Source organism: Sinorhizobium fredii USDA 257, assembly GCF_000265205.3.
GTDB lineage: Bacteria > Pseudomonadota > Alphaproteobacteria > Rhizobiales > Rhizobiaceae > Sinorhizobium > Sinorhizobium fredii_B.
The window spans coordinates 3,156,314-3,183,164 of the sequence record NC_018000.1; the positions used below are offsets into that span (position 1 = coordinate 3,156,314).

Genomic DNA, 26,851 nt, shown 5'->3' on the forward strand with positions numbered 1-26,851 from the left:
CTCAGCGAACAGGAGAGAACGACGATGAGCCGCCGCTTCGCATCAGGATAGGTCCGGGGCAGTGAACTGCTTGCCGAATGACCCGAGCCTTCGGTGGAAAGTTCCGAATTGCGAATGATCTGAAGCGTTTTGTGTTGCGCGCAAACGGCTACAACTGAAGCGGGACCTCGCCCTGACGGCCCGAGTTCCCGTATTGCAGATGTCGAGCCGGTGCCTCCGAGGGGCAGGACAAATATGGAAAGAACCAATTCGAAACGGTTGGATTCCTTCGAACTGACCATTGCCGATATTGCCGAAGCAGATCTCGACGCGCTCCATGCCTTGTCCATGTCCGTTGGCTGGCCGCATAGGGCGGAGGATTGGCAGATCGCCCGCGAGCTTGGCAAAGGTATCGTCGCGCGCGACGCGATTGGCCGGGTTCTCGGCTCTGCGATGTGGTTCAACTACGCCCCGGATTTTACCAATATCGGCATGGTCATCACCTCGCCGCGCCTGCAGATGCTCGGTGCCGGACAATGGATGATGAACCACGTGCTGGCGCAAACCAGCTCGCGGGCAATCGGTCTGAATGCGACTCGCTCGGCTCGGCGGCTCTATGCGTCGCTCGGTTTCGTCGCCGAGCGAACTGTCTATCAATGCAACGGCGAGGCGGTCGTACCGCCGCAGGGTTTACTGCCCCCGGGAGCCAGATTGCGCGCGCTGGCGAGCGACGATCTCGATGAGATCGCCGCTCTCGATCGCGCCGCCTACCGCGCCGATCGTACCCATGTGTTAGCGCGCCTGCTCGTAGTATCGAAAGGCGTGGCGCTTGTCCGCGGCGACCGGATCGTTGCCTTTTCGCTATGTCGGCGCTTCGGGCGAGGCCATTTGATCGGCCCACTCGTGGCCGCCAACGACGATGACGCGATTGCGGTGACGAGACCGCACGTCTCCGATCATGCGGGGACCTTCCTCCGTCTCGACACCCGCCAGAAGAGCGGCGCATTTGCCGAATTTGTCGCGCAGGCGGGGCTTCCGGTCTATGACACGGTGACCAGCATGTCGCTCAGGCGACCCTGGCTGGTTGAAGAAACTAGCGGCGAAACGCCGATTATCTATGCCCTGGTCACCCAGGCCCTGGGATAGCTATCGAACATACGCGTGGCTAGCCCCAAGAAACGGGTTGAATTCGCAGCCCGTCCGCACGATTTTCATGGCAACGTGAATCTCGGGAGGCTGCGGCGATGGGCCAGACAGCACACCAGTATCTGATCTTCGAAACCGCGGCCGGCTTCTGCGGCATCGCCTGGAGCGAGCGCGGTATCACACGCTTCCAATTGCCGACGAAAAGTGCGGAGGCGACCGCACGCCTTCTGCTGCGACGAGTCCCCGGTGCCGAACCACAGGAGCCGCCGCCGGCGGTGGCGGAAGCCGTCGCCGCGGTGAAGCGTTATTTCGAGGGCGAGGAGACGGATTTTTCCGGTTTCGAGCTCGATCTCGAAGAGCAAGACTCCTTATTCAAGCAGATTTACGCGGCGACGCGAATGATCCCCTGGGGTCGCACGACGACCTATGGCGCCTTGGCTAAGGAGCTCGGTGCCGGGCCGGAGGCAGCGCGCGACGTCGGCCAGGCAATGGCGAAGAACCCGGTGGCGCTGATCATTCCCTGCCACCGCGTGTTGGCGGCCGGCGGCAAGGTCGGCGGTTTTTCCGCACCGGGCGGCGCCTCGACGAAGCTGCGCATGCTCGAACTGGAAGGCGTTCACCTCGGTCCTCCGGAGCCGGCGCAGCAATCATTGGCATTTTGATCGATGGCCGAGAGAAAATCCGGCGAGGGGGAGATAGCAATGCAGACCCTATCTGAGGCGCGGTTGGATTCCCCTCGCGAGGGCGGCGGACCATGGCCCGTCCAGCGCCGGCAAGTTCTTGACTGGCTCGTCAACGAGACGCGAGAAGAACGCTTCATCGACAACATCTTCGTGGAGCTGTGCCGGAGATTATCGGAAGCGGGTGTGCCCGTCGCCCGCGCGACCCTCCATTTCAGGATCCACCATCCGCAATGGATTGGCGCACGGATCCTGTGGCGGAAAGGACTGACAGAAGCGGAGATCGATACTTACGAATACGGCGAAGAAGACAGCTCCCGATATCTGAACAGCCCCTTGCACGAATTCAACAACGGAGCGGACGAGGTGCGCCGGCACCTGGACGACCCGACAGCCGACGGTCCTGATTACCCGCTGTACGAAGAACTGCGGGCCGAAGGCCTTACCGATTACATGATATGGCCGCTCCACCATACGCTCGGCAAGCGCCACGCGATCACCTTTGCAAGCGACAGGCCGGGCGGCTTCGACGCCGACGACATCACGTTCTTTTCGGATATTATGCCGGCGCTGGCGCTCGTCAGCGAGATCAGGCTGAAGAACCGCCTCGCCCGCACCCTCCTCGAAACCTATGTCGGACCGCATGCGAGCGAACAGATTCTGGCGGGGGCGACAACCCGCGGCAGCGGCGTAACGGTGGGTGCGGCGATCCTGATCTGCGATTTGCGCGACTTCACGAAGTTGTCGGACCTCTGGCCGCGTGACGACGTCATCGAGCTCCTGAACGACTATTTCGACGCTATGTCCGAGCCGATCGAGCGGCATGGCGGGGAGATTCTGAAGTTCATGGGCGACGGTTTGCTGGCGATCTTCCCGCTCACCGACCCTTGCGCCTGCGGCCAACTGCTCGCAGCCATCGACGAAGCGCAGGCCGCCCTTTCCAGGCTCAACGAGGCCAATCTGCTCAAAGGTCACGATCCGCTCGGCTACGGCATCGGCGTCCATGTCGGCGACGTGATGTACGGCAATATCGGCTCGCGCAAGCGCCTCGATTTCACCGTCATCGGCCCGGCCGTCAACATCGCCTCCCGCCTCGAAAGCCTGACCAAGGAAATCAAGCGCCCGGTTCTCCTTTCAAGAGCCTTCGTCGAAAGGGCCGGATGCGCGGCGCAACTGGAGGATCTCGGTTCCTACGCCTTGAGGGGACTGGACGAGCCGATCGAAGTCTTTGCCCTTTCCGGTGCCAAATAGGGCGCGGGTAGCCGCGGCAGCCGTCCCCTCGAACGTCGAGGTGATCTGCGCGCGGCGGAGCGAGCCATCGCTACCTCGTGGCCGTTCCGGCCCTTCGGGGGCATCAGCTCCAGCAGCTATTGTCTCTAGCCGTCAACCAGGGGGAGACGGCTATGCAGATTAAGGACATCTATCAGCGCCTGACCGATTCCCTCATCGAGCAGGTCAAGGCCCGTTACAAGTCGCGGATTCGTCACTGACGCGGGCGTCCGATCGGTCGAGCCTTCCACGTAGGGTCACTGACGAATCCGATCTGGATTGTGTAAGACCACGCGATTTCGACCCGCTTGCTTGGCAAGATAAAGTGCCGCATCAGCCTGGTTCTGAAGCTGCTCCGGCGAAGCGATCTTCTCATCTGACGACTGAGTCGCCACACCGATGCTGAGGGTGACGTAGGGCGAGATGCGGGACGCCGGGTTCGGAAGAGAGGCGGCTTCGACGCTCCTGCGAATCCGTTCGGCCATGCAGATGGCCTCTCCCTCGTCGACACCTGGAAGCACGATGAGGAACTCCTCGCCGCCGTAACGGGCCACATGATCGCGATCTCGTTTCACGCTGCTTTGAATTATGCCGGCAACCTTCACGAGGCAGCGGTCGCCCTCCGCATGCCCGAGATGATCATTCAGCTTCTTGAACTCGTCGATATCACACATCAGCATGGCGCAGCCGCGGCTATCCATACCGGCGCTCCAGAGATGATTGAGCGTTTCCATCATCCAGCGTCGGTTGGCGATTCCAGTGAGGGGATCGGTTCTCGCGAGGCGCTCCAGCCGAGCATTGGCGTCGGCAAGTTCTGCGACACGGCTGCGGTCTCGCAGCTCAAGAAGAAAACCCTTTTGCGCTAAAATTGTCATGGTGCGTCGCGCAACGACAGTAGCGATGATGCCGCTGGCAAAAAATAACGCCGCAGCTACGGCGCTTCCCGTCTCCAAGCTTGGGTTCAGCAACTGAAAGAAAAGGTAGAGACCAAGCGCCATAGCGGCGACCGTTACGGTCCAGGTCAGCGGAATGCTGAAGATGATAATGGCGGTAATGGCCACGAACAGCATGATGCTCAAGTGCCTTTCGTGGAACTCGCCACCCGCGCTCACGCCCACCAGAGCAACCGACAGGAGGATGAAAAACAGCCCCGCGATGATCGAGGCCCTCTGGAGCCCGATCGCTCGCGGCTTTCGCCAGACGAAGGCGGTGGCGAGAGCGGCGGGGGGGAGGATGCAGGCGGGCGCAAGCATCGACAGGACGATCACCTTTGGAAGCAGGATAGCGTTGAGGCCCAACGTCAGCACATCCAACAAGGCCACCCATGTCATCCAGGCACGAATGACCTTGGCCGTTCGCGGCCAGGAGCGCTCCTGGAATAGGCGGCGAAGCTCACCTTTGAGCCGGATGTCACGCGTGCGACCCGCGAGAAGGCGCGCAACTTCAGCCATGATAGAGGGATCCTGTGCCTGAAGCTGCATCGATGTGGATGGGCGAACCCCATTCGCTGAGACTGCGCTCTCCTCAATGTCCATGCCTACCCATGTAGCGGAGCATGCCCGACAGGCAAGTATACCGGCACCAAGCGGCGGAGCCATTGAGTCGACCCGATGCAATGAGACTGGATCGACTTATAGTTGCCGTGGGAGAAAAATAGCCGCGTGAGATAATCGGACCTCTTCCGGCCCGCCCGTCGAATCCCCCGGGTCGTCGCCAACCGCCCAGACCGAAATACATAATTCGTTAACTATAACGACAGCCTTCTGGGAACCACTTGCGGTCGAGAATAGTTAACGAAGGTTGCACAACCAGGCGGGGACTCCACTACAGCGGGATGGCCTGTCGCAATCAGTCGAAGAGTCGGTGACATGAACGCTCCGCTTCCAGAACGTTCAACCGAGAAGTCTCATGACTTCTTCCAGTGTCTGATGGACGGCATCGCCGAACCGGTGATCGTCAAGGACGATCGCCTGCGGTTTGTTTTCGTGAACAGTGCGGGGTGCGAGCTCCTCGGCCGACGCTGCGATGAGCTTCTCGGGCGTACCGATCACGACTTTCTGCCCAAGGCGGAGGCCGACAGGATCGTCTCAATTGACCGCGCCGTGCTTTCGACAGGCGAGGAGCACCGTGTCGAAGAGCAGACCACCACCGCGGACGGCGCCACGCGGACGCTCCTGATCAAGAAACGCTGCGTGTGCATACCGGCCGGCCGGAGCGAGGGTAAGTTCCTGCTCGTGGTGATGGAAGACATCACGGTACTGCGCAGGGCCGAAGAAACGCTTCGGGCCAGGGAAGAACATTACCGCTCGCTCATCGAACTTCATCCGCAGGTTCCCTGGACCGCAGACCCGACGGGAGCGATATTGGACGTCGGCCCGCGATGGTCCGAGTTCACCGGATTGAGCGAAGAAGAAACACTCGGAAGTGGGTGGGCCAAAGCCGTGCACCCGAAAGACGCCGCTATGGTCCGCCAGCAATGGCAACGCTCTCTCCTGGGTGGCGATCCGCTTAATATCGAATATCGCCTCTTGAGCGCAACCGGTCATTACCGCTGGTTCCGCGCTCGGGCAATTGCCAAGCGCGATGCCGCTGGAGAAATCGTGCGGTGGTACGGTGTCTTGGAGGATGTCGATGAAAGGCGCCGCGCTACCGAAGCGTTGCGTGAAAGCGAAGCGCGCTTCCGGGCAATAGCCGATGACGCACCGGTGATGATCTGGGTAGCCGACCCATCGGGCGACACGAGCTTTTTCAGCCGTTTGTGGCTGGAGACTACGGGACAATCGGAAGCCGAGGCACTCGGTTTCGGTTGGGTGGACGTAATCCACCCGGATGACCGGGAGAAAGTGCAGGAAGCGTTTTTCAGCGCGACGGCGGGCAAGGCTCCCGTGCGAAGCGAATACCGATTGCGGCGGGCCGATGGAAGCTGGGCGTGGGTGATAGATGTCGGTCAGCCCCGCTTTTCCGATGACGGAGCGTTCCTGGGATATGTCGGCTCGGTGCTCGACATCACGGAACGCCGTGCCGCCGAGCTCGCCCAGCAGGAATCGCAAGCCTTTATCAGAAGCATCTTCGACAGCAGTCCCGACTGTGTACGCGTGCTCGATCTCGAAGGGCGACCGTTGCTCATGAACAAGGCTGGCCGGCGAATCTTCGGCTTGGCGGAAGGGGCGCCGCTCACAAAAACCACATGGGACATTGTCGGCAAGGACGCCGATGCACAAAAGGTTCTAGAGGGCTGGGCAAAAGTCAGGGCCGGCGAGACTGCTCGATTCGAGATTACTGTACGGGACGCCAACGACGAAGAAAGATGCATGGACGTGATCGCGGCTCCCATCATCGGGCGCGAAGGAAAGCCGGTCAGAATGCTTTCGATCTGGCGCGACATTACTGCTGCAAAGCGCGCCAGCGAGGAAATCAGCCGCGCGCAGAGGACGGCCGAAGCGGCGGCTGATCAGCTTTCCTCGGTTCTCGAGAGTACCATGGACAGCGTCATGCTCCTCGATCCCCGATGGCGCATCCGCTATTTGAATGAGAACGCCAAGAGGCTCCTGCGGATCGGGGACGAGTCCTTGGGAAAAGTCTTCTGGAAACTGTTCCCAAAGGAAGGAAGGGGGAACTTTGCCAAGCGCTGCCAGGAGGTCATGAACCGCCGTGTCCGTTCCTTCTTCGAGGATTACTTGCCGTCTCTCGACCGCTGGATCGAAGCAAATGCCTCTCCCACGCAAGAAGGCATTTCCATTTTCTGCCGAGACATAACGGAGCATCGCCAGGCAGAGGAGGACAAGTTACTCGCACAGAAGCAGATGGCCCACTTGGCAAGGCACGATATGCTGACCGGGTTGGCAAACAGGATGTTCTTCCGGGAATGCTTCGATCGGGCACTCAGTGAGAAAGGTGCCGCCGGCCGCATGGCTGTGCTGTGCCTCGATCTCGACGGGTTCAAGGCGATCAACGATACGCTTGGGCATCCCGCCGGCGACGCCGTGTTGCGCCAGGTTTCTGCGCGGCTCGTCCAGTCTGTAAGACCCGCCGACGTCGTGGCGCGCCTCGGGGGTGATGAATTTGCCATCATACATCCCCTGGCAACGACCCACGATGACGCCGTTCGACTCGCTCGGCGGGTTATCGACACGCTTTGCGAGCCGTTCACAATAGAGGGCGTCAGCGCCACTGTCGGAGCGAGCGTCGGTATTGCATTTGCGCCGGACGACGGGACTTCCGCGGACGAACTGATCAAGGCAGCCGACATCGCCCTCTACAATGCCAAAGCCAGCGGGCGCGGCACTTACAAGCGCTTCGATTTGGCCATGCATGCGCAGCTGCAGGCCCACCAGCAGGTAAAGATTGCGCTCAGAGGCGCGCTGCAAAGGAACGAATTCGAGCTGCATTATCAGCCGCTGATAAGCTTGAGATCGCGCCGTGTAACGGGATGCGAAGCGCTCTTGCGGTGGCGCAATCCCGAAAGAGGTATGGTGGCGCCCTCGGAGTTCATCCCCATTGCTGAAGAAACCGGGCTGATCGTACCGATCGGCGAGTGGATTCTCGATCAGGCCTGTCGCCAGGCCGCACAATGGCCGGAGCGTGTCAGCATTGCCATCAATCTCTCACCGGTCCAGTTCAAGCACCGCAACCTCGTCAAGACAGTGGCCGACGCCCTGTCGGCTTCTCGCCTTACTCCCGCGCGCTTGCAATTGGAAATCACGGAATCGGTCCTGCTGGACGAGAGCGAACACAATATTCAACTGCTCCAGGAGTTGCGCGGCCTTGGTGTGAAAATAGCGATGGACGACTTCGGGACGGGCTATTCGTCGCTCGGTTACCTGAGAAGCTTCCCATTCGACAAAATCAAGGTGGATCAAGCCTTCGTTCGCGATCTTCCGCACGGCAAAGAGTCGCTCGCGATCGTCAAAGCCGTCGCCGGTCTTGGTCACAGCCTGGGCATGACGACGACGATCGAGGGGATTGAGACGGAGGCTCAGTTGGCCGCCGTGAACGCGGAGGGATTTCATGAGGTTCAGGGCTACATCTTTTCGCGTCCCGTGCCTCCATCGGAAATCTCCAAATTGATCGACGGCCCTCTCGAAACCGGCGGTGCACCATGTGTTTACCTTGCGAACGGCCCCCAGAGCTAGCTGCTGCATTTAGCCCTACACGTCTCCAGGCGTGTGTGGCACAATCTTGATACTACTGCGCATTGATTGGTAATGACGGGAACGCATTCGCTGAGACGATCGTTAGTTGCAGACCGGCCAGCGGGCCGAATTGATGGCCCGCGAGCGCCAGACAACCGGCGAGGAAAGCGTAATGAATACCTCACGCGTCGCACTGATAGCCGATGATGATGAATTCTTCCGGATCGCGCTTGGCTTCATCTTGAAGAGCAAATTGCGGTTCACCGAGATTCTCGAAAGCGGCTCGCTCGATGAAGCTATTGAAAGGCTCAGCGAGCGCGAGGACATATCGCTGGCTTTGTTCGATTTGGCGATGCCGGGCATGCAAAGTGCTGCCAGCCTTGCCGCCGTGCGCGACATCCACCCGGATCTAAAGGTCGTCGTCGTCTCGGCATCGTCGCGCCGGTCGGACATTCTGTCTGCCCTCACTGCGGGCATAAACGGCTATGTGCCAAAGGGCCTCGGCGCGAGCGAACTGGCCGAAGCAATTGGCGCGATTCTCAACGGCGCTGTCTACGTACCCCCGTCCATAGCGGGTCGGCCTTCTTCTTCCGAGGAAGCAGGGGTCTCTCAGGTCATCCGGGATACCCAGGACGAACGGGGCCATCGCACAATCGAATTCCTCACGCCGAGGCAGCGCGAGGTCCTCCTGCTCCTTGTACAGGGGTTCTCGAACAAGGAAATCGCCCGCAAGCTGAAACTCGGCGAGGGTACGGTGAAGATCCACATGGCAGCACTCTTCCGCAGTCTGCGGGTAAGAAACCGCCAGGAGGCCGCTGCCGCAGGAGCGCGCCTGTTACCCATGACCGAGAGCAGCAGTAGACCGGTCGGATAGGCCGCCTGCTAAGCCATCCGGCCGAATAGCCCAAATGCATGCGAGGACGTACTGACGACGGCAGAGCCACGAATTTAGGAAGAACATGCGCCAGCCTGTTTCGACAGCCAGCTTACCCGGACGCCCTCTTCGCGCCTGCGCGGCGAAAGAGGCAGGAGGCGTTCGGTGACAGGGCACGCGCTTCCGTCCAAGCTCGCTGACGAGGTCGCCTGCAGGGTCGGCCTCAGCCTTCCAACATCGCGAAAAGGCGCCGTCGCCTCGGCGATCGGCCGGGTTATGGCGCGGCGCGACATCGACGACAGCAGCCTATTTCTTAACCGGCTGGGGCTGGACCAGGACCTGACCGACGATGTCATCGCCGCGATCACGGTCGGAGAAACGTATTTCTTTCGGGATCCCGATCAATTCCAGCTGATATCGCAAGCAATCCTTCCGGAACTAAGGCGGCGGCGGCCCGACGGCTCTCTCGTGCGAATCTGGAGCATCGGCTGTGCAACGGGAGAGGAACCCTACTCCCTTGCCATTCTCTGCGACGAGGAAGGTCTCCTGCAAGATGTTCGGATAAGTGCAGCCGACGTCTCCAGAAAGGCGCTCGCCGCGGCCAAGGCCGCAGAGTATGGCGAATGGTCGTTGAGGAATACGGACCGCAAGCTGAAGGACCGATATTTCACCTCAGGTGAGGGACGGTTTCGACTGAACGAACGATTGCGCCGGCAGGTCGATTTCGCTCACCTGAACCTTGGCGCAGTCGATCTACCGGCGCCGGAAAGGGGATTGGCTGACTTCGACTTGATCCTTTGCCGCAACGTGCTCGTCTATCTCGATGCGAGTACGGTGCGGCGGATTGCGCGTCAGCTATTCGCCTGCCTTGCCGATGGCGGCTGGCTCTTGACGGCGCCGACCGATCCGCCCTTGTGGAAGTACGCCCCGTTCGAAACTTCCATCACGCCGGCGGGCGTTGTTTACCGGCGCATGATAGCTCATGGAGATACTCCCGGGGGCTCTATCTCAGGCGTCGCCCCCATTCCATGCCAATCCAAAAGACCTGTCGCGCACGTGTCGGCCCCCCGAGCTTGCGTCACGGATGAGCAAAAAACGCCCGACGACAAAGCCCTCAAGGCCATTGCCCGGCAAATCCGCTCGCGTTACGACATGGGTGAGACCCGGGAAGCTCAGCGCCTCGCTGCGCAGGCCGTTCAAAGTCATCCGCTCGCAGCGGAACTGCATTTCCTCCAGGGGCTCTCTCAGATGGCCGATGGGCAGACCGACGCGGCTGCGGCGGCGCTGCGACGGGTAGTCTATCTGGACGGCAATATGGCGGCCGCGCAGTTCCTCCTCGGTGTCTGTCTCATGCACAGCGACCCGCAAGCGTCCCGGCGTGCGTTTGAAAACGTGCTGCATTTTTGCCTCTCTCGCCCGCCGCGCGAACGCGTCGCCCTGATGTCAGGGGCGACGGCTGGAGATCTGGCGGAGCGCGCACGGCGCGAGATCGGCAAAGTCCGGCGAGGGTGGGGGAGCGAACGCCCATGACGACACCTTCCCGCCCGGCCTCCCGGCCGGTCGACTGGACCGCCGTCAGAAGACGGATGGAGGCAGCGATAGAGCAGACCGAAGTGCTTTTGGAAGCGGCACAGCCAGATGCGGCGGTGCGATACGAGCAATCACCGCGATCGGCCGGCGACGCGTTCGGCGGAAGAGAGCAAGCGGTCGGCCTTGTGACTTTCACACTATCGGATCGCCAGTTTGCCTTGGAGATCCTCTATGTTTGCGAAATCGTTTCGAAGCCACGCGTCAGTCCGCTGCCCGGAATGCCCTCGCACGCCTGTGGGGTTTATGAGTTGCGCGGGCAGTTGCTACCCGTCTTCGACCTGTGCGGACTGTTCGATCTCCCGCGGCCGGCCGCAACCGCCAGCGACTGGGCGATTGTATGCGGGCAAGCGCATCCCGAATTCTTGATCCTGTCCACGGCCGCCCCGGAAATAGTAACGCTCCCCCTGGAGGAAATCGGTGCGGCGGAGCCCGGCACGGGCGACAAGGCTTGGCATTGCGCAACGACGGAAACCGGCACGGTCATTCTGGACGGCCACCTTCTTTTGAACGATCGCCGATTCTTTCTTGAGGACGAGCAGATCATCGCCAGCGGTGAGACGGAAAGGACCGAAATCCATGAGTCCCCGACTAACGAATAGTCTCTATGGCGCTTTGGGCTTGGCCATGCTGCTGTTCGTGGCCGCGTCGGCGCTGCTCGTCGGGTGGAGCTTTATTGCCCTGCAGCAGGTGCGAGCCGATCTTGCGGCGACATCGTCGCTTGGGACGCAACGCCTTGCCTACCAGCTGATCTATGTAGCCGGGCGCTTGGAAAGGGCGGAAGGCCCAGCCCGGATCGCTGCTGCCGATGAGCTTCGCGGCCTGATGGACCGCAACGAGCGGCTGCTTGCGAGTCTGGTCAATGGCGACGAAAGGTTCGGGCTGGAGGCAACGACGGATCCTGCTGCCCTCACGCAGCTGGAACAAGCCCGCCAACAATGGCGGGAACAGGTGAGGCCCGCTCTGGAAAGCGCTATCGCCAGCGCGCCGCTCGGGCACGAGGCACTGGATGAACTCGACCCCAAGATCAGAGACTTTGCCGCGCGCATGGACGAATTGATCAATCGAATCGAGCATGCAGGAGTGGCTCGGCTCCAGCGCTCTCAATTGCTGCAACTGGGCTTTACGGTTCTCGCCGTTCTGATGCTGCTCCACGTGTTGCGGGTCGCGCGCCGCCTCGTCGCCCGCACGCGCAAGCTCGCCGGCGTGGCGGAAATGGTCAGCGCCGGTGACCTGACGCAGAAAGCTTCCGTAGAAGGCAGCGACGAACTCGCGGTCCTTGGCTTTTCCTTCAACGCAATGACGGCAAGGCTTGCCGGCATGATCGACAATGAACGGAGCAGCAGGGAGAGGCTCGAAGAGCTGCTCGCCACGATCTCGGAAACGGCTCAACATCTTTCGTCATCCGCCGCCGAAATCCTCGCCGGAACCACGCAACAGGTCGAAGGCATGCGTGAGCAATCGTCGGCGGTCGCCCAGACGGTGACGAGCGTCGATGAGGTGCTCCAGACGTCGGAACAGGCGGCGCAGCGCGCGCAGCAGGTTGCTGCGTCGTACGATCAGGCCGTCAAGATCAGCAATGACGGCCGCAAAGCACTGGAAGATACCGTGCACGTGATGAACGCGGTGAGCGCCCGCACCGAAGGGATTGCCGGCGACATTCTTTCATTGGCGGAAAACAGCCTGGAAATCGGTGAGATCGTCACGGTCGTCGCCGAGATCGCAGACCAAACGAACCTTTTGGCGCTGAATGCGGCTATCGAGGCATCGCGTGCAGGCGAGCACGGCAGGGGCTTCAGTGTCGTTGCCAGTGAGATCAGGACACTTGCTGACCAGTCGAAGTCCGCGACGACCCGAGTCCGTCGAATTCTGATGGAGATTCAGAAGGCGACGAATGCGGCGGTCATCGGCGCCGAGGATGGCACGAAGAGTGTCAGCCGCGCCCTCGAGACGATGAACGAAGCGGGCGAAACGATCCGGCAACTCGAGGCGATCGTTGCCGATTCCGCGCGGTCGGTGACCCAGATCGCCGCTTCGGCGGGCCAGCAAAGAGCGGGCATGAAGCAGATTCACGACGCGATGCATTACATCGAGCAAGCGAGCAGCCAGAATCTCTCGGCGATCCGGCAAGCCGAGGAGGCCGCGAAAGATCTCAACGAACTGGGCTCCAGGCTGAAGGAAATGCTCGCTGACCATGGCAACTGACATGACCAAACCCGACGAATTCGATCGTGAATTGCTGCAGATGTTCACTGAGGAAGTGAGGGAACGTGCATCCGACATGGAGCAGGCATTGCTCGCCATCGAGGACACCGGCGAGGCCGTCGAGAAACTCCGTCTGCAGGAACAGCTTCTAAGGACGGCGCACAGCCTCAAGGGCGCCGCCGGTCTGCTTCAAGTACGCGGCGTGGAGGCGATTTGTCACTGGATGGAAGAGATACTCTCCCTGACGGTGAATGAGCGGCTTGCGCTCGAAAAACCCCAGCTGGATCTTCTTCTGTCGGCCGCAGACGCAATCCAGGATGCGGCCCGCCTCTTGGAAATCGGCGAGATGCCTTCGCCGGCGCACGGCGAGAGCGTTGTCGATGCGTTGAAGGCTGCCGTGGCGGGAGGGGCGGATCACGGCAGCGGCAAGCCGAATCTGCGTCCACCTCAGACGAGACAGGTACCCGTTCGCACCAGCGATACCGACGGCTCCATGCGCGTCTCCGCCGATCGTCTGGATACGCTTCTCTACAGGAGTGGCGAATTGTTGTCCTTTAACGCGATCATGCGGCGCCATGCCGAGGAGGCGTCACTGCTGCGCGAGCAGGCCAGAAAGCTACGGCGGGTAAGCCCCGAGTTTGCCGCACACGCGGCAGGTATCGAAAGCGGGCTGCGCCAGCTTGCGACATCGCTGCGAGGGGACATGAGACTGATGCACAGTGCCGCGACAGCACTTGATCACGAGGTACGGCACGCACGCACACAACCCTTTGCGCAGGCCTGCAAGGGGCTCGACCGTGTCGTGCGGGACATGGCGGCGGGATCGGGAAAATTGGCCGAACTTGAAATCAAGGGCGGAGAGATCGAGATCGATCGTTCCATTCTTTCGAGCCTGCAGGATTCGCTTCGCCACCTCGTGCGCAACGCAGTCGCGCATGGCATTCAGTCGCCCGAAGAACGCCGAAAGGCGGGAAAACCGGAAAGGGGAAGAGTCCTCATTGCAGCCGTCATCTCCGGAGACCGAATGCAGGTGCGTGTAGAGGATGACGGCCGCGGCCTGGATGTGGCTCGGCTCAGCAAGGCAGGGCCCGATCTGAAAGAGGTGAAAGACGAAGCCGAGCTCCTGCGGCGAGTTTTCGAGCCTGGCGTATCGACGTCGGCGAAGGTCACTAGCCTGTCAGGGCGCGGAATAGGCCTCGACATCGTCAAACGCAATATCGAAACGCTGCGTGGCACGGCGGAAGTTTCGCAAGTATCGACGGGAGGCGCCGCCTTCACTCTTACAGTCCCCCTGACGCTGGCGACGGTGCGTGCACTGGAGGTCATCGCCGGGGAGCATGTGTTCACGATCGACACGGCGTCGATCCAGCGGGTGATACGCATTGATGCGCCAGACTTCGCAATCTCTGAGGATAGGGGCATCGTCACCACCCCCACCGGCCCGATACCGTTCCTGGATCTTGCCAATTGGCTCGGACTGCGATCGGGCCGCGGCGATACCGGGCAGGCCGTGCCGGCGGTCGTGGTCGACGCTCCGGGCGGGCCGGTGGCGGTGCTCGTCGATGCTGTTGCCGGTGAGCAGGAACTCCTCGCACGCCCGCTCGGTCCGCGTCTCGCGAAAGTTCGTCGCTATAGCGCTGGCATGGTACTGGCCAACGGGCGCATTGCCCTCCTCCTGAACGTTGCAGCGCTCGCCGAGGCCGCCGCCGAGGCGCGGCCACCGGACGGCACAGCGGTGCCCGAGCCAGTTCCGGCCGCGCGTCGCAAGGTGCTCGTCGTGGACGATTCCAAATATGTACGAACGTTGGTGAGGCTCATCCTCGAGGGGGCAGGGTACGATGTCGCGATAGCAAGCAATGGCAAGGAGGCCTTCGAGCAGCTTCTTGAAGACGGTGCCGATATGGTCGTCGCGGATGTCGACATGCCGTCCATGAATGGCTTCGAACTCACCGAGGCCATTCGTCAATCGGAGCGTTTCACCGACACGCCCGTTGTCCTCGTCACCGGCCGGGAAACGCTTGAAGACAAGGTGCGGGGGCTGCGTGCTGGCGCAAACGCCTATCTGAGGAAGGATCAGTTCGATGCGCAGCACTTCCTGGAGACGATGCGCCGGGTCGTGTGAGGACGGGGATGATACGTATTCTTCTTGCGACATCGACGCCCGACCTTGAAGAACGCGTCCGAAGGGCGGCTGAGGCCGACGCCGCCGTAGAGCTCGTGGGCGTCGCAAGAAGCGGCAAGGACGCGGTGAGGATGACCGGTAAACTCTTGCCGGACATCGTCGCCGTGGAACTCCGTGACGACGACACCGCCGAAACAGTCAGGGAGATCATGATCACCGCACCGACGCCAGTGGTCATGGTGGCCTACCAGGATGGTTCGCAGCTGGGAGCCATGTCCGCGCGCGCGCTCGACTCGGGCGCGCTCGCGGTCATCCCGGCGCCGGCCGGGTCCGGCACGTCTCTCGAAAATGCGGCCCGCGAAAAGTTCCTGTCGACGATCAAGGCCATGGCGCAGGTCAAGGTCGTTCGCCAGTGGCGTAAGAAAACGCGCGGCGATTACGAGGTCAAAGAGGCACCGCAGCCTGCGGCCCAGATCGCGATCGTGGGCATCGCTGCCTCCACAGGAGGACCGTCCGCGATCCGTTCGATATTGAAGGATCTGTCCGCCAATTTTCCTGCACCCATCCTCATCGTGCAGCACATGTCGAACGGCTTCATCGAAGGCGTTGCCGCATCCCTCGACGCGACGATTGCGCTCAAGGTGAAAGTCGGTGCGAATGGCGAACGCCTGAGGCCCGGTACTGTCTACCTGGCCCCTGATGGCCATCAGCTCGGCGTCTCGGGCAAGTCGCGCCTACGTGTCGTGGACGACGATGCCATACAAGGCTTCAAGCCGTCCGGATCCTATCTATTCGGCTCGATTGCTCGCGCTTTCAAGGACGAGTCTCTTGCCGTCATCCTGACGGGGATGGGCGATGACGGCACCGAGGGCCTTCGGGCGCTGCACGTGGCGGGCGGGAAAGTGATCGCGCAGGATGAAGAAAGCTCCGTCGTCTTCGGAATGCCGAAATCGGCGATCTCGGCAGGTCTCGTCGATTTCGTCCTGCCGCTGGGCGATATCGCCGGGAAGATCGCTGCGCTGGCGAGCCGAACACGCGATCCTTGAAAGCGAGGTGCGGCGCTCGGCATCGAACTTTACGCGCAGCGCCGCCCTTGCCCCACCCCAACTCTCGGCGTCCGGGCGCCGTATTCGTGAACAAACTGCTGCCGATCCCGCCTACAGACCCGTGATTTGAATGGCCGCCGGCGTGATGATTACCGCAAATAGAACCGGCAGGAAGAATAGGATCATCGGCACGGTCAGCTTCGGGGGAAGCGCCGCGGCCTTCTTCTCCGCCTCGCTCATGCGCATGTCTCGGTTTTCCTGCGCCATCACCCGCAGCGCCTGGCCAAGCGGCGTCCCATATTTCTCCGCCTGGATCAGGCTGGTCACGACGGCGCGGACACCTTCTACGCCGGTCCTCCGCCCCAGGTTCTCGAAAGCCTGCCGCCTGTCCTGCAGATAGGAAAGCTCGGCCGTCGTCAGCAGGATCTCCTCGGCCACCTCTGGCGACTGTGCACCGATCTCCTCGCCCACTTTCCGAAGGGCGCTTTCGATGCCCATGCCGGATTCGACGGTGATCAACAGGAGGTCCAGCGCCTCCGGCCAGGATCGGCGGATTACCTGCTGGCGCTTGGTGATCCTGTTCTGGATGAATATCGCCGGCGAGAAATAGCCGAGCGAACCAATAGCCCCGGCCATCGCAATGACCGCAATCAGCGGCGCCTCGGGCTGAAGGACGAGCAGCATATAAATGAGACAAGCGACAAAGAGCACAAGCGGAGCTATCAACCTGAAGGCAAGAAAGGTCGTGACCGGAGCACGACCGCGATAGCCGGCCATGCTCAGCTTGCGGAAGATTTCGCCATCCTCCGCCTGCTTGGCGAGATTGAAGCGATCGACAATCGCCTGGAAAAATCGCTTGGGCTCCGTGCGCAGGGACACCTTGCTCTTTTCGGCATTCAGCCGGATACGCTCACGCTGCCTGATGCGCTCCCGCTCGCTCTCCACCTTCCGCATCCGCTCCGCGAGAGTATCGCGGAAAACATAGGGCCATGAGACCGCCACGACGGCAGAAAAGGCGGCAATGCCAGCCAACATCGCGGAAAGCTGGTCAGGATCGGGGATGTGGGCGCCAAGGTTCATGTCGTTCTCAGAAATCGAAGTTGATCATTTTGCGCATGAGCAAAGTGCCTATGCTCATCCACAGGCCACAGCCGACAAGCACCATCTTTCCGGCGAGAGTCGTGAACAGGAGCGACATGTAGTCGGGGCTGGTCAGATACACGGCGCCGGCGACGAAGAACGGCAACGCGCCGATGATACCGGCGGAGGACTTCGCCTCCGCGCTCATGGCCTTGATCTTCGCCTTCATCTTCTTGCGCTCGCGCAGCACCTTGGAAAGGTTTCCAAGCGCCTCCGACAGGCTGCCACCGGTGCGGCTTTGAATTGTGATGACGATCGCGAAGAATTTGGCCTCGGGCAGGGGTATGCGATCGCACAGGCGCTCGACGGCTTCGTCGACCGGCAGCCCCAGAGTCTGGTCCTGCGCGATGGTGAGGAATTCGCCCTTGACCGGCTCCTGCGCTTCCGCGGCAATCACCCTCAGGCAATCGGTCATCGGCAGCCCTGCCTTGAGCCCCCGCACGATCACATCGACCGCGTTCGGAAACTCGGCAGTGAACCTCTTGAGCCGCATGTTGCGCTTCGTGTTCACATAGAGGTGCGGCAGGAACAGGCCGCCCGCGACGGCAAAGCCCAGTGTGGCGAGGGCGCCCAGTCCAAGGAGCGCTATCAGTACATAGGTGGCGAGGCCAGCGGCCGCGCAAACGAGCCAATAGGTTCTCGTCGACCAGCCGAGACCGGCCTGGCGGAGCCTGACGTCAAGCTTCGGCTTGCCGCCCTTGCGCGCACGCGCCTTCTGCTGCTCGTCTATGTCGCGCAGCGTCTTTTCCACCGAGCGGCGACGGTCGCGGCGCTCCTCGTCGGCCGTTTCTGTCGCTTTGATTTCCGTGCGGCCGGCGACGCGCTCGAATCTTTGTCGATAGGCGCTGGCCTTAGCGGCCCGCGGATAGAACGCGGCGAGCATCAGGCCGCCGACGGAGGTCGACGCCAGAAAGAAGATGAGCACGGGAAACAGCGAAGCACTCAGCATGTCCATTCAGCCCTTTTTGAGATGCTGGGGGCGTCTCGGTGAAACGGCCGTCAGGCGGCCACCTTGGTCTCGGCGGCGTCGAGCGCTGCGGCCAGACGCGCTTCTTCGCCATAGTAGCGGGCACGATCCCAGAAGGCCGGCCGGCCGATGCCGGTAGAACGGTGCCTGCCGATGATGTTGCCCTTTCCATCCTCGCCGAGAATGTCGTAGACGAAGAGATCTTGCGTCGTGACCACGTCACCCTCCATGCCGAGCACTTCGGTGATGTGGGTGATGCGGCGGGAACCGTCGCGCAGGCGCGCCGCCTGGACGATCACGTCCACCGATGAAACCAGCATTTCCCGGATTGCCTTGCCCGGCAGCGAATGCCCACCCATGGTGATCATCGCCTCGACGCGCGAGATCGCCTCGCGCGGAGAGTTGGCGTGGAGCGTCCCCATCGAACCGTCGTGGCCGGTGTTCATGGCCTGCAGCAGGTCGAAGGCCTCCGGCCCGCGCACTTCGCCGACGATGATCCGCTCCGGCCGCATGCGCAGGCAGTTCTTGACGAGGCTGCGCATGGTGATCTCACCCTGTCCTTCGATGTTCGGCGGTCGGGTCTCGAGCCGCACGACATGCGGCTGCTGCAATTGCAGCTCGGCCGCATCCTCGCAGGTGATGATGCGCTCGCCGTCGTCGATATAACCGGTCAGGCAATTCAGGAGCGTCGTCTTGCCGGAGCCCGTCCCTCCCGAAATCAGCACGTTGCAGCGGACGCGGCCGACGATCTTGAGGATCTCGGCGCCCTCGGGCGAGATCGACCCGAATCCCACCAGCTGGTCGAGGTTCAGCTTCTCTTTCTTGAACTTACGAATCGTAAGGCTTGGTCCATCAATCGCGAGCGGCGGCGCGATGACGTTGACGCGCGAACCATCGGCGAGACGTGCGTCGCAGATCGGGCTTGATTCATCGACGCGCCGACCAACCTGGCTGACGATGCGCTGGCAGATGTTGAGGAGCTGCTCGTTGTCGCGGAAGCGAATACCCGTCTGCTGCACCCGGCCGCCAACCTCGATGAATACCTGGTCGGCGCCATTCACCATGATGTCGGCGATGTCATCGCGTGCGAGCAGCGGCTCGAGAGGGCCATAGCCCAGAATGTCGTTGCAGATGTCGCGCAGCAGCTCGTTCTGCTCGGCCATGGAAATTCCGGCCTTCTTGGCCGCGACGATGTCGTTGACGATTGCGCCGATTTCCGTGCGTGCCTGATCGCTGTCCATGCCCGACAGCGCCGCCACGTCGATGGTGGCGATGAGCGCGCTGAAGATTTCCTTTTTCAGGCTGTAATATTGGTCGACTTTTTCCGCTTTGGCGGCGGCCGGGACTTCGGCAGGCTTCGGTACTTCGCGCGGCATGGCAGAGTGCGTTTCGCGCGCCACCTGCTGAATTTCCGTTTCCGTAACTTGTTGATCCGGGATGGATTTTCTGCCGAACATCGTTGTCGCTTCACTTGTCGTTGAGGTGTGTCTGCTCTTCAGATGCGATAGCGGAAGGCGATCATGCCTTCCGCTTCGCTTGGCGACCGACGCTGTGATTTGGTCGCCTTTAGAGGGCAGCTGCGATCGCGTCGAACGCAGCGTCGACATCAGTGCCGACGGTCCGTACGGCGGTGATGATTGCTACGGCGATGAGGCCTGCGATCAGGCCGTATTCGATAGCCGTGGCACCGGATTCGTTGCGGACGAAGCGGACGAGAAGATTTTTCATGAGACGATCCTTCAAGTGGGTTGAGGTAGCGCCGACGCCAAGTTCGGCATCACAGGTCGGGCCGGGATTTCTTTCGTTTCCCGCTTGCTGTGTGGCCTTGATATAGACTTTATTAACCCTTCTGATCCATTCAGCCTGATGGCCGATACTACTTCCGCGGTAGGATCGGCCTGTTGGCCTAGTCCAATCGTCCGGCCGCACTATCCTCTTGCTTTTGCCAGCCTTATTCGAACGGATGGCGCGTATCCGTTCACAGAGATCGGGAGCGAAAAATGCGCGGGGTTCCGAGGCCTATAGGGGCAGGATGGCTTGTTCTCGCCTTGGTGGCCTGCACGGCCTTTGGCGCGGCGCAGGCGGCGGAAGATCGTCCGCCGAGCACGGCGCTGGAGCCGACCGGCCAGACCGAGGGCGTCGTCAAGGTCGTTGTCGATTTTGCAAGGCCGCTGATCCTCACCCGGCCGGCAAGCACGGTCATCATCGGCAATCCTGCCATCGCCCAGGCGACGCTCAGCGACGACAAGACTGTCATTCTGACCGGCAAGACGCCAGGATCGACGAACCTCATCGTCATGGATGCAGATGGTGCCGAGGTCGCCAACATCATCCTCGACGTTGTTGCAGCGGGCGGTCGCCTGATAACAGTTGACGGCGGCAGCGGCCGGTCGACCTACAGCTGCACGGAGCGTTGTGACCCGGTTCAATCCGGTGATGAAACGTCGACCCCTCCGCCGCCGAACAGCCCCGCTCCGCCGCTCAACGAAGGGGGCGAACCATGACCGGACTCGATCGATCGCTCAGCCGATCGGGATACGCCGCGAAAGGGCTAGGCTGAAAGGAGCCTCCGCCAGCCCGGGGATGAAAAACCTGAACGGGTAGCTGATCGACAAGACACGAAAATCAATCCCATCGACCGTTTGCTTGCTGACGGCAATTTGCAGCAGATCGGGATCGCCGCTGCCGAAATTGTCCCGCACGGCGCTCGCCAGCTTCGTCTGCGCCTCGCTGTCGGGCGCGTCGCGTGCGATCTGACCTATGAGCACCTGCCGGGCGGCAAAGTCGGCTGCATAGGACAGCTCGTTGCGCACGTAGAAAGCGCGGCCGAACTCGATGACGCCAAGGATCAGCAGAAGCAGGGGCAAACAGACAATTGCGAACTCGACCGCCGTCGCGCCGGATTGGTTTCGCCAGGCGCGATGAAGGATGCGGAAAGACAAGGTCATCGGACCTGTACCTGCATCAAGGAATTGAGCTGGAAGGGCGGAAGCGCCTCCGGCAGGGACATGGGCCGGTAATTCTTCGCCGCTTCGAGACGATAGAATACGAGCTGCTGCGCCGCGTTCACGCAGGGTGTCGTCCCGCATTGCGGCGCCGCCTCAGGCTTGACATCAGCGTTTTCCGGGCAGGCGCAGTAACGCTTCACCGGCGCCAGGGTGACATTGGCCGGCACGGCGCTTTGCGCCAGCGTCGACTGCAGCACCTTGTCGACCTGGGTCGCGCCGGGATCGGCCATGGCCGCTTGTGCCCCGGCGCGAAGCACGTGGTCGATCGTCATCCGCTCGTGCAGCGCCAGTGCAACATCGGCCATAGCGATGAGACCTAGCGCCAATACGGGCGCAAACAGCGCAAATTCCACAGCCGAGACCCCACTCTCGGACTTCTTCAACTCCTGCGCCTTCTTGCGAAGCCCGGCCGCTGCCTTCTGCTTTCGACGCTGCATGTATCTCTGCACCAGTCCTGGGAGCCCCTTCTTCCGCGTCCGCCTCTCCCTCGTGCCGCCGACCCGCCACGCAAGCGAGACGATGGCCTGCCCCGCCTTTGACTCGGGCGCCGACTCGATGATCAATTGGCCGTTATTGGCCGCCTTGCCGAACAGCTGCGGATCGAAAGGAACGCATACGCCTTCCTCCAGCCCGACTGCGGCAACGAAGTCCTTCGGCTTGATCTCTGCAAGCTTCGGCGTGTCTGTCCTATTCAGCACGAGTCTCGGTGGCGGATCGTTGGGGCGCGCCTTCTTCAGCAAATCGACCAGATTCTTCACGTTGCGCATCGAGGCCAAATCGGGCGTTGCGGTGATTACGATCTCGTCGGCCTCAAGCAGAATCTTTCGCGTCCACTGCATCCAGATGTGCGGCAGATCGATCACGATTTGCCAGGAGCTGGACCGGGCGACATCGAGAAGATGGTCGACATGCTCCTCCTTGAGATAGAAGAACCTGTTGAGGTCCGTTGTAGCAGGAAGCAGGTGCAGGTGCTCCGTGTAGGGCACCGCCAAACGTCGCAGCAGCACATCGTCCAGACGGTCGGGACTGCTCAGGACCTCCGTCATGCCTTGAACTGCCTCGACATCGAAATCGAGGCCGAGCGTGCCGAATTGAAGGTCGAGGTCGGCCACCAGCACATCGGCATCGACGCGCTTCGACATCGCATAGGCGACGTTGTGGGCGAGCGTCGAGGAACCGGTTCCGCCCTTGGCGCCGATAAAGGCGACGATGCGCCCGAGCTTCTCTTCGACGGAGTCGCGAAAGCAGCGATGCACCGCCGCGACGAAGTCCATCGCTTCGAGCGGCATCACCAAGTAATCGCTGACGCCTGCATCCAGGAGCCTCTTGTAGAGGCCGACATCGTTAGAGCGGCCGACGACGAGAACCTTGGTGCCGGTGACGCACTCCATGGCGAGGGCTTCGAGCGCCATCATGAGACGATCCTCCTCGTCCGTGTCCTCGACGACGACGAGGTTCGGCGAAGTGACGCCGCCGTAAAGCGCCGTCGCCTCCTTTATCCCGCCTTGCTTGATCGTCACGGTGGCGCGCGTCATCCGGCGGTCGTTGGCCGCCGTGCGGACCGTCTCCGTCAACGCCTCTGAGCGGCAGAAGACGGCGACGTCTACCTTCGGGATGGACAAGAGCGGCGCAACGGGCGCCCGCCGGGTCTCTTGGATATTGTTGCCGAGCTGTTTCATCTTTCCCACAATCCGTGAAAATCAATCAGCTGCCACCGGAGCGGGACGGGACCTCGATCATCGAAAGTCGTCCACCACTAACAATGCGCACGACCCCTGGTCGGTTTCCTTCCGTCTCGACAACCGGCGCTTCGAGATTGTCGGCGACAGCCCGCAGCGCAAGCGACACGGTGCCGGAGGCTTCCGCCGCGGCGATGATGCCGATCTGCCCGGGGTCTGCTTCAAGCGTCGCGGTCTTGCCGACGACGGAGGTACCATCGGCGCCCTCGGAAATGGTCTGATCGACCGCGAGCACCCGTATGTTGGAGAGGATCGCGCGGCTGACGACCTTACCGTCCTTTCCCGAGGAATCCGGCCGAGCGACGGTGTGGATTACGTCGACATGGTCGTTCGGCAGGATGAAGCCGCCGGCCGTGCTCTCCGCCGTGACGCGGACGGCGATCGCCCGTTTTCCCGAAGGCAGCATGCTGGACAGGAAACCGGCGCCGCGCTGGGCAAGCTTGTCTTCGCGGATAGGCTCTCCGGCGACGAAACTGCTCTGGGCGAGCAGCCCCTTGAGCGTCGCCACCGCGTCCGGCCGCGCGCTGCGGCTGATGAACACCGGCGGAATCTCGCCCTCCCACGCCTGCCAGCGCAGGTGGGTCTCATCGAGTGTCGTGCCGCGGGCCAGCTCGGCAGCGGCGACGAGCACCTCCTGGGTGGGGGCCCGTTGAACTTCGGCGGCTTCGACGGTCGGCGGATCGGTGAAGCCGAGCGCCAGCCAGGAGGCGGCACCGCCGGATGCGAGTGCGAGGAGGAGAATGACCAAGCGGATCATGGCAGGACCTGTTTGTAAGGGGACTTCATTGCCTTCATAGAAGGGCGGAGAACCAATGGCTTTCCGGCAGCAGCAGCAGCGCTGCGGGTGCCATCGCCGCACCATACGGAATGCCCGACTGCGGGGCGTGCAAGCGGCTCGACCAGGCTCGTTTCTGCAGGACGACCGGCAGCGGCACCTTGCGGAATTGCAGCAGCGAAAGCGTCAGAACCGCGCCAAGCACCGAAGCGTAGACGGCGAAGTGAAGGGCGAGGTCGGCACCGAGCCAGAGCACCGCGACCGGAAGCAGCTTTGCATCGCCCCCACCGATCCAGCCGAGTGCGAAAAACGTGAATGTGCAGGCGAGCACGGCGGAGGCTACGAGGATGCTCGACCAGATCGTCGAAAAATCGGCGCCGGCAAGCGGCGCGAGTACCGCGAAGGCGACCAGCAGAAAGCCGACGAGGCGGTTCGATATAGTCATCGTCGCCACGTCCTTGATGCCGGCATAGGTCATCGTTCCGGCAAAGAGTAAGAATGCGAGCCAAGCGGTAGTTGTGGAGATCATCTCACGGGCGCCTTTCACGAGGGCCTGGAAGGCCGTTTCAAGTGCCGCGAAATATGCCGCCTGTAGCACCTGATCGCCATTCGGCCTGATGGCCTACGCGGACACTGCAAAACACATGGACAGGACTAGGCCAACCGGCTGAATCGCAACTGGCCCTGGGCCGGGATATATCCTCCGGCCTGAACACAAGCACTCCAGGACACTCGGATGCGCAAAGGAAATAACGTCATCGAAGTCGAAAGATCGTCGCCGCGCCTATGGCGCCTCTCGCGCGCGTTCGTGAAGAATGATGTCGGCGCGGTCGCCGTTATCGCGGCGATCGTGTTCCCCGTGCTGGTCGGCGCGATGGGGCTCGGGGCGGAAACTGGTTACTGGTATATGGAGCAGCGTCAACTGCAGCATGCGGCGGACGTCTCGGCCCATGCCGCAGCGATCCGCCATCGGGCGGGCGACCAGCAACCGGCGCTCCAGAGCACGGCGCTGAGGATCGCGAGCGCATCCGGCTATGCGCCCGGCACCCTGGCCGTCAGCACGAAGCCCGGACTGAGCGCAGGATCGAGCAAGATCACGGTCGAGCTGACGGAGACCCATCCGCGCCTGTTTTCATCTGTTTTCGTCGGCGAGCCGGTGACGATCTCGGCCCGTGCGGTTGCCGAGGTCAAGGGTGGCTCGAAGGCTTGCGTGCTGGCCTTATCGGGCTCGGCGTCGGGCGCGGTGACCGTAACCGGCTCGACCCAGGTGCAATTGTCGGGCTGCAGCGTCGTCTCCAATTCGAATGCCGCCGACGCGTTCCTGATGAAGAACGGCAGCGCAATGATGTCGACCGACTGCGTCTATACCGTTGGCGAGGCCGTCACGACGACGGGCCTGACGATGACCGGCTGCAGCGAGCCCGTCGAACGCGTCCCACCGACCCCGGACCCTTTCGCGACCATCGCTGACCCGGACAGACTGCAGGTCCAGTTGCTTCCCTGTCGGACGCTGGACTATGTCTCCTCCTTGACCTACGTGCTCGACCGCCTCGTGAGTGGTCTTCCTGCGATCCGGTTCTGCGGCGGGCTGGACATCAAGGGAACGATCACGCTGAAGCCTGGCCTCTACATCATCGACGGCGGCGATTTCACCGTGTCCGCGAATGCGAAACTGTCGGGTGAGGGCATCACCTTCTACTTCACGAATGGCGCGGCAGCAAAGCTGCTCGGCAATGGCGACATCGATCTAACTGCGCCGACAAGTGGGCCCCATGCCGGCCTGCTCTTCTTCGGAAGCCGCCGCGATGCGGGTGTGGTTCATCAGGTGACGGGCAACCTGGAATCCACGCTGGAAGGGAATTTGTACATCCCAACCGGCCGCATCGAGTTTACTGGCAACTCTACGGTCTCGGGCGGCTGCACCCAGATCGTCGCGAACGAGATCACCTTCACGGGCAACTCCACGATGGAAACCTGCGCCTCGCCGACGGACGAGATCATCGTCGGAGAGACGGTATCGCTAATTGAGTAGAAGAAGGCAGCAACGATAGCGGCTCGCCTCCGTCGCCGATCGCAACAACCCGGTAGGAAGCGTTGCCAATGACGGGAAAAGGGGTGGCTGGGATGCCGGGAGCGTTTCATGATCCCGATGCCGCAGCATACGCCCATCTACCGACCGATCAGCTATGCATACTCGCGCCAAATCTTCACAACACTGCTGCGACCGCGAAAGGCAGCGCCTCAATTCAGCGTCTCCACAAAACGGATGATATCGCCGATCATTCGGGCGTCCCAGAGATCGTTATGCCCCGATCCGTCGTAGATCAGCATCTGCTTTGGTTCGGGAGCAATGTCATATAGCGCCTCGCCGGAAGACAGCGGGATGATGGCATCGCGTCGGCCGTGGATAAAAAGCTTCGGTTGTCTCACGCCTGCTATTCTTAAATCAGAACGGAAGGGATCCTTTATAAGAATGGCAACCGGAAAGAACGGGTAGTGCGTCTGGGCGAGTGACAGGACCGACAGGTAGGCAGAAACCAGAATGGCGGCGATGGCCGGTCTTTGCCGCGCCGTATGCACGGCTACGCCGCTTCCCAGCGATTGGCCCAGCACGACGATCTCGCTTCCGGAGCGTGCCGACAGCCAATCGAACGCGGCAATGCCGTCGGTCAGTAGGCCGTGCTCACTCGGCGCGCCGGTTGATCCCGGATAGCCGCGATAAGAAATTGCAAGGAGACCGATGTCCCGCGAGGCCAGCGCCTGAGCGAAAAAGCCATAGTTGTCGATCTGGTCAGCGTTGCCGAGAAAAAACAGCACCGACGGTTTGCCGGGTTTGCCTTGGCTGTAGAGTCCGTGAAGCGTCTCGCCGTCGGGCGTCTCGATAAAAGCATTCTCCCCCCAACTTGCTTGTTCCGGAGCCACTCCCGTTCTGGCGCCGGGATAGAGGAGGGCGCGCTGCGACACAAAGGTCAGGCCAACGAGCGAAACGTAAGCGAAAGCCCCGATCAGCGGCAACATCAGCAGGAGTTTTGTGGCGCTCACGACAGGATCCACCGGCGGTTCCGTCAAAATAATTGGACGGGCCATCTTCGGACATTATGAACTGGCCCGATCGGTATATCTCTGTTTAGTTCCGCCGTGACCAGGTGGCTACTTTTTCGTGGTCTGTCTGAGGAGGGACT

General features: G+C 61.7%; 22 protein-coding genes. 12 read left to right on the forward strand and 10 right to left on the reverse strand.

Translation table 11 applies throughout. The annotated features are described in order from the left end of the window. The first annotated feature begins 234 nt into the window (after positions 1-234). From USDA257_RS14575 to USDA257_RS14585, 3 genes are all read left to right on the forward strand, one after another. The gene (locus USDA257_RS14575; protein WP_041414236.1) at positions 235-1,125 is read left to right on the forward strand and encodes a GNAT family N-acetyltransferase; all 891 of its coding nucleotides are present in this window, start codon (positions 235-237) and stop codon (positions 1,123-1,125) included. 98 nt (positions 1,126-1,223) lie between these two features. Then, positions 1,224-1,787 carry a methylated-DNA--[protein]-cysteine S-methyltransferase gene (locus tag USDA257_RS14580; RefSeq protein WP_014763740.1) on the forward strand — a complete coding sequence of 188 codons (564 nt, stop codon included), beginning with the start codon at positions 1,224-1,226 and terminating at the stop codon, positions 1,785-1,787. A 39-nt stretch (positions 1,788-1,826) separates the two neighbouring features. Beyond that, on the forward strand, positions 1,827-3,056 hold the full coding sequence (locus USDA257_RS14585; RefSeq protein ID WP_014763741.1) for an adenylate/guanylate cyclase domain-containing protein: 1,230 nt from the start codon (positions 1,827-1,829) through the stop codon (positions 3,054-3,056). A gap of 275 nt (positions 3,057-3,331) precedes the next feature. Here USDA257_RS14585 and USDA257_RS14590 read toward each other — a convergent pair whose 3' ends face one another. After that, on the reverse strand, positions 3,332-4,555 hold the full coding sequence (locus USDA257_RS14590; protein ID WP_041414238.1) for a GGDEF domain-containing protein: 1,224 nt from the start codon (positions 4,553-4,555) through the stop codon (positions 3,332-3,334). Between the two features lie 387 nt (positions 4,556-4,942). On the opposite strand from USDA257_RS14590, the gene USDA257_RS14595 reads away from it, so the two are divergent. The 7 genes from USDA257_RS14595 to USDA257_RS14625 all read left to right on the forward strand — a co-directional run bounded on the left by USDA257_RS14595 (position 4,943) and on the right by USDA257_RS14625 (position 16,040). After that, on the forward strand, positions 4,943-8,206 hold the full coding sequence (locus tag USDA257_RS14595; protein WP_014763744.1) for a bifunctional diguanylate cyclase/phosphodiesterase: 3,264 nt from the start codon (positions 4,943-4,945) through the stop codon (positions 8,204-8,206). A gap of 172 nt (positions 8,207-8,378) precedes the next feature. Continuing rightward, positions 8,379-9,080, forward strand: coding sequence for a LuxR C-terminal-related transcriptional regulator (locus USDA257_RS14600; RefSeq protein ID WP_014763745.1), 702 nt, complete (start codon positions 8,379-8,381; stop codon positions 9,078-9,080). Between the two features lie 165 nt (positions 9,081-9,245). Then, a complete protein-coding gene (locus tag USDA257_RS14605; protein WP_014763746.1) occupies positions 9,246-10,610 on the forward strand; it encodes a CheR family methyltransferase in 1,365 nt (454 codons plus the stop codon). Next, positions 10,607-11,269 carry a chemotaxis protein CheW gene (locus USDA257_RS14610; RefSeq protein ID WP_014763747.1) on the forward strand — a complete coding sequence of 221 codons (663 nt, stop codon included), beginning with the start codon at positions 10,607-10,609 and terminating at the stop codon, positions 11,267-11,269. The genes USDA257_RS14605 and USDA257_RS14610 overlap by 4 nt, the downstream gene beginning before the upstream one ends. Next, a complete protein-coding gene (locus USDA257_RS14615; RefSeq protein WP_014763748.1) occupies positions 11,247-12,872 on the forward strand; it encodes a methyl-accepting chemotaxis protein in 1,626 nt (541 codons plus the stop codon). Before USDA257_RS14610 ends, USDA257_RS14615 begins: the two co-directional genes overlap by 23 nt. A 1-nt stretch (position 12,873) precedes the next feature. Continuing rightward, entirely contained in the window at positions 12,874-14,994 is a 2,121-nt protein-coding gene (locus tag USDA257_RS14620; RefSeq protein WP_041414240.1) for a hybrid sensor histidine kinase/response regulator, read from the forward strand. Between the two features lie 8 nt (positions 14,995-15,002). Beyond that, on the forward strand, positions 15,003-16,040 hold the full coding sequence (locus tag USDA257_RS14625) for a chemotaxis protein CheB (RefSeq protein ID WP_014763750.1): 1,038 nt from the start codon (positions 15,003-15,005) through the stop codon (positions 16,038-16,040). Positions 16,041-16,151: 111 nt separating this feature from the next. On the opposite strand, the gene USDA257_RS14630 is transcribed toward USDA257_RS14625, so the two are convergent. From USDA257_RS14630 to USDA257_RS14645, 4 genes are all read right to left on the reverse strand, one after another. Then, positions 16,152-17,120 (reverse strand): type II secretion system F family protein, encoded by a 969-nt coding sequence (locus tag USDA257_RS14630; RefSeq protein WP_014763751.1) that lies wholly within the window; start codon positions 17,118-17,120, stop codon positions 16,152-16,154. A gap of 7 nt (positions 17,121-17,127) precedes the next feature. After that, entirely contained in the window at positions 17,128-18,129 is a 1,002-nt protein-coding gene (locus USDA257_RS14635) for a type II secretion system F family protein (RefSeq protein ID WP_041415281.1), read from the reverse strand. A 50-nt stretch (positions 18,130-18,179) separates the two neighbouring features. After that, the gene (locus tag USDA257_RS14640; RefSeq protein ID WP_014763753.1) at positions 18,180-19,604 is read right to left on the reverse strand and encodes a CpaF family protein; all 1,425 of its coding nucleotides are present in this window, start codon (positions 19,602-19,604) and stop codon (positions 18,180-18,182) included. 109 nt (positions 19,605-19,713) lie between these two features. Further along, positions 19,714-19,875: a Flp family type IVb pilin gene (locus USDA257_RS14645; protein WP_014763754.1), complete on the reverse strand. Its 162-nt coding sequence runs from the start codon at positions 19,873-19,875 to the stop codon at positions 19,714-19,716. 272 nt (positions 19,876-20,147) lie between these two features. On the opposite strand from USDA257_RS14645, the gene USDA257_RS14650 reads away from it, so the two are divergent. Beyond that, the gene (locus USDA257_RS14650; protein ID WP_014763755.1) at positions 20,148-20,651 is read left to right on the forward strand and encodes a pilus assembly protein N-terminal domain-containing protein; all 504 of its coding nucleotides are present in this window, start codon (positions 20,148-20,150) and stop codon (positions 20,649-20,651) included. A gap of 18 nt (positions 20,652-20,669) precedes the next feature. Here USDA257_RS14650 and USDA257_RS14655 read toward each other — a convergent pair whose 3' ends face one another. Genes USDA257_RS14655 through USDA257_RS14670 form a run of 4 tightly spaced genes read right to left on the reverse strand, consistent with a single transcriptional unit; the run spans position 20,670 to position 24,198 of the window. Next, positions 20,670-21,095 carry a TadE/TadG family type IV pilus assembly protein gene (locus USDA257_RS14655; protein WP_014763756.1) on the reverse strand — a complete coding sequence of 142 codons (426 nt, stop codon included), beginning with the start codon at positions 21,093-21,095 and terminating at the stop codon, positions 20,670-20,672. Then, on the reverse strand, positions 21,092-22,834 hold the full coding sequence (locus tag USDA257_RS14660) for an AAA family ATPase (protein ID WP_014763757.1): 1,743 nt from the start codon (positions 22,832-22,834) through the stop codon (positions 21,092-21,094). Before USDA257_RS14660 ends, USDA257_RS14655 begins: the two co-directional genes overlap by 4 nt. Positions 22,835-22,859: 25 nt before the next feature. After that, positions 22,860-23,651 carry a Flp pilus assembly protein CpaB gene (gene cpaB / locus USDA257_RS14665; RefSeq protein WP_014763758.1) on the reverse strand — a complete coding sequence of 264 codons (792 nt, stop codon included), beginning with the start codon at positions 23,649-23,651 and terminating at the stop codon, positions 22,860-22,862. A 34-nt stretch (positions 23,652-23,685) separates the two neighbouring features. Beyond that, positions 23,686-24,198 (reverse strand): A24 family peptidase, encoded by a 513-nt coding sequence (locus tag USDA257_RS14670; RefSeq protein ID WP_014763759.1) that lies wholly within the window; start codon positions 24,196-24,198, stop codon positions 23,686-23,688. Positions 24,199-24,405: 207 nt separating this feature from the next. Between USDA257_RS14670 and USDA257_RS14675 the strand changes: the two genes are divergently transcribed. Further along, positions 24,406-25,701, forward strand: a complete 1,296-nt coding sequence (locus USDA257_RS14675) for a pilus assembly protein TadG-related protein (protein WP_014763760.1) — start codon at positions 24,406-24,408, stop codon at positions 25,699-25,701. A 209-nt stretch (positions 25,702-25,910) separates the two neighbouring features. Here USDA257_RS14675 and USDA257_RS14680 read toward each other — a convergent pair whose 3' ends face one another. Beyond that, complete coding sequence (locus USDA257_RS14680) at positions 25,911-26,711, reverse strand: alpha/beta hydrolase (RefSeq protein ID WP_041415283.1); 801 nt, start codon at positions 26,709-26,711, stop codon at positions 25,911-25,913. Positions 26,712-26,851: the final 140 nt, after the last annotated feature.

What these genes read in the sequence shown, in the direction of transcription:
- USDA257_RS14575 (WP_041414236.1), top strand. Translation starts at nt 235, where the DNA reads ATGGAAAGAACCAATTCGAAACGGTTGGATTCCTTCGAACTGACCATT.
- USDA257_RS14580 (WP_014763740.1), top strand. Translation starts at nt 1,224, where the DNA reads ATGGGCCAGACAGCACACCAGTATCTGATCTTCGAAACCGCGGCCGGC.
- USDA257_RS14585 (WP_014763741.1), top strand. Translation starts at nt 1,827, where the DNA reads ATGCAGACCCTATCTGAGGCGCGGTTGGATTCCCCTCGCGAGGGCGGC.
- USDA257_RS14590 (WP_041414238.1), bottom strand. Translation starts at nt 4,555, where the DNA reads ATGCAGCTTCAGGCACAGGATCCCTCTATCATGGCTGAAGTTGCGCGC.
- USDA257_RS14595 (WP_014763744.1), top strand. Translation starts at nt 4,943, where the DNA reads ATGAACGCTCCGCTTCCAGAACGTTCAACCGAGAAGTCTCATGACTTC.
- USDA257_RS14600 (WP_014763745.1), top strand. Translation starts at nt 8,379, where the DNA reads ATGAATACCTCACGCGTCGCACTGATAGCCGATGATGATGAATTCTTC.
- USDA257_RS14610 (WP_014763747.1), top strand. Translation starts at nt 10,607, where the DNA reads ATGACGACACCTTCCCGCCCGGCCTCCCGGCCGGTCGACTGGACCGCC.
- USDA257_RS14615 (WP_014763748.1), top strand. Translation starts at nt 11,247, where the DNA reads ATGAGTCCCCGACTAACGAATAGTCTCTATGGCGCTTTGGGCTTGGCC.
- USDA257_RS14620 (WP_041414240.1), top strand. Translation starts at nt 12,874, where the DNA reads ATGACCAAACCCGACGAATTCGATCGTGAATTGCTGCAGATGTTCACT.
- USDA257_RS14625 (WP_014763750.1), top strand. Translation starts at nt 15,003, where the DNA reads ATGATACGTATTCTTCTTGCGACATCGACGCCCGACCTTGAAGAACGC.
- USDA257_RS14630 (WP_014763751.1), bottom strand. Translation starts at nt 17,120, where the DNA reads ATGAACCTTGGCGCCCACATCCCCGATCCTGACCAGCTTTCCGCGATG.
- USDA257_RS14635 (WP_041415281.1), bottom strand. Translation starts at nt 18,129, where the DNA reads ATGCTGAGTGCTTCGCTGTTTCCCGTGCTCATCTTCTTTCTGGCGTCG.
- USDA257_RS14640 (WP_014763753.1), bottom strand. Translation starts at nt 19,604, where the DNA reads ATGTTCGGCAGAAAATCCATCCCGGATCAACAAGTTACGGAAACGGAA.
- USDA257_RS14645 (WP_014763754.1), bottom strand. Translation starts at nt 19,875, where the DNA reads ATGAAAAATCTTCTCGTCCGCTTCGTCCGCAACGAATCCGGTGCCACG.
- USDA257_RS14650 (WP_014763755.1), top strand. Translation starts at nt 20,148, where the DNA reads ATGCGCGGGGTTCCGAGGCCTATAGGGGCAGGATGGCTTGTTCTCGCC.
- USDA257_RS14655 (WP_014763756.1), bottom strand. Translation starts at nt 21,095, where the DNA reads ATGACCTTGTCTTTCCGCATCCTTCATCGCGCCTGGCGAAACCAATCC.
- USDA257_RS14660 (WP_014763757.1), bottom strand. Translation starts at nt 22,834, where the DNA reads ATGAAACAGCTCGGCAACAATATCCAAGAGACCCGGCGGGCGCCCGTT.
- cpaB (WP_014763758.1), bottom strand. Translation starts at nt 23,651, where the DNA reads ATGATCCGCTTGGTCATTCTCCTCCTCGCACTCGCATCCGGCGGTGCC.
- USDA257_RS14670 (WP_014763759.1), bottom strand. Translation starts at nt 24,198, where the DNA reads ATGATCTCCACAACTACCGCTTGGCTCGCATTCTTACTCTTTGCCGGA.
- USDA257_RS14675 (WP_014763760.1), top strand. Translation starts at nt 24,406, where the DNA reads ATGCGCAAAGGAAATAACGTCATCGAAGTCGAAAGATCGTCGCCGCGC.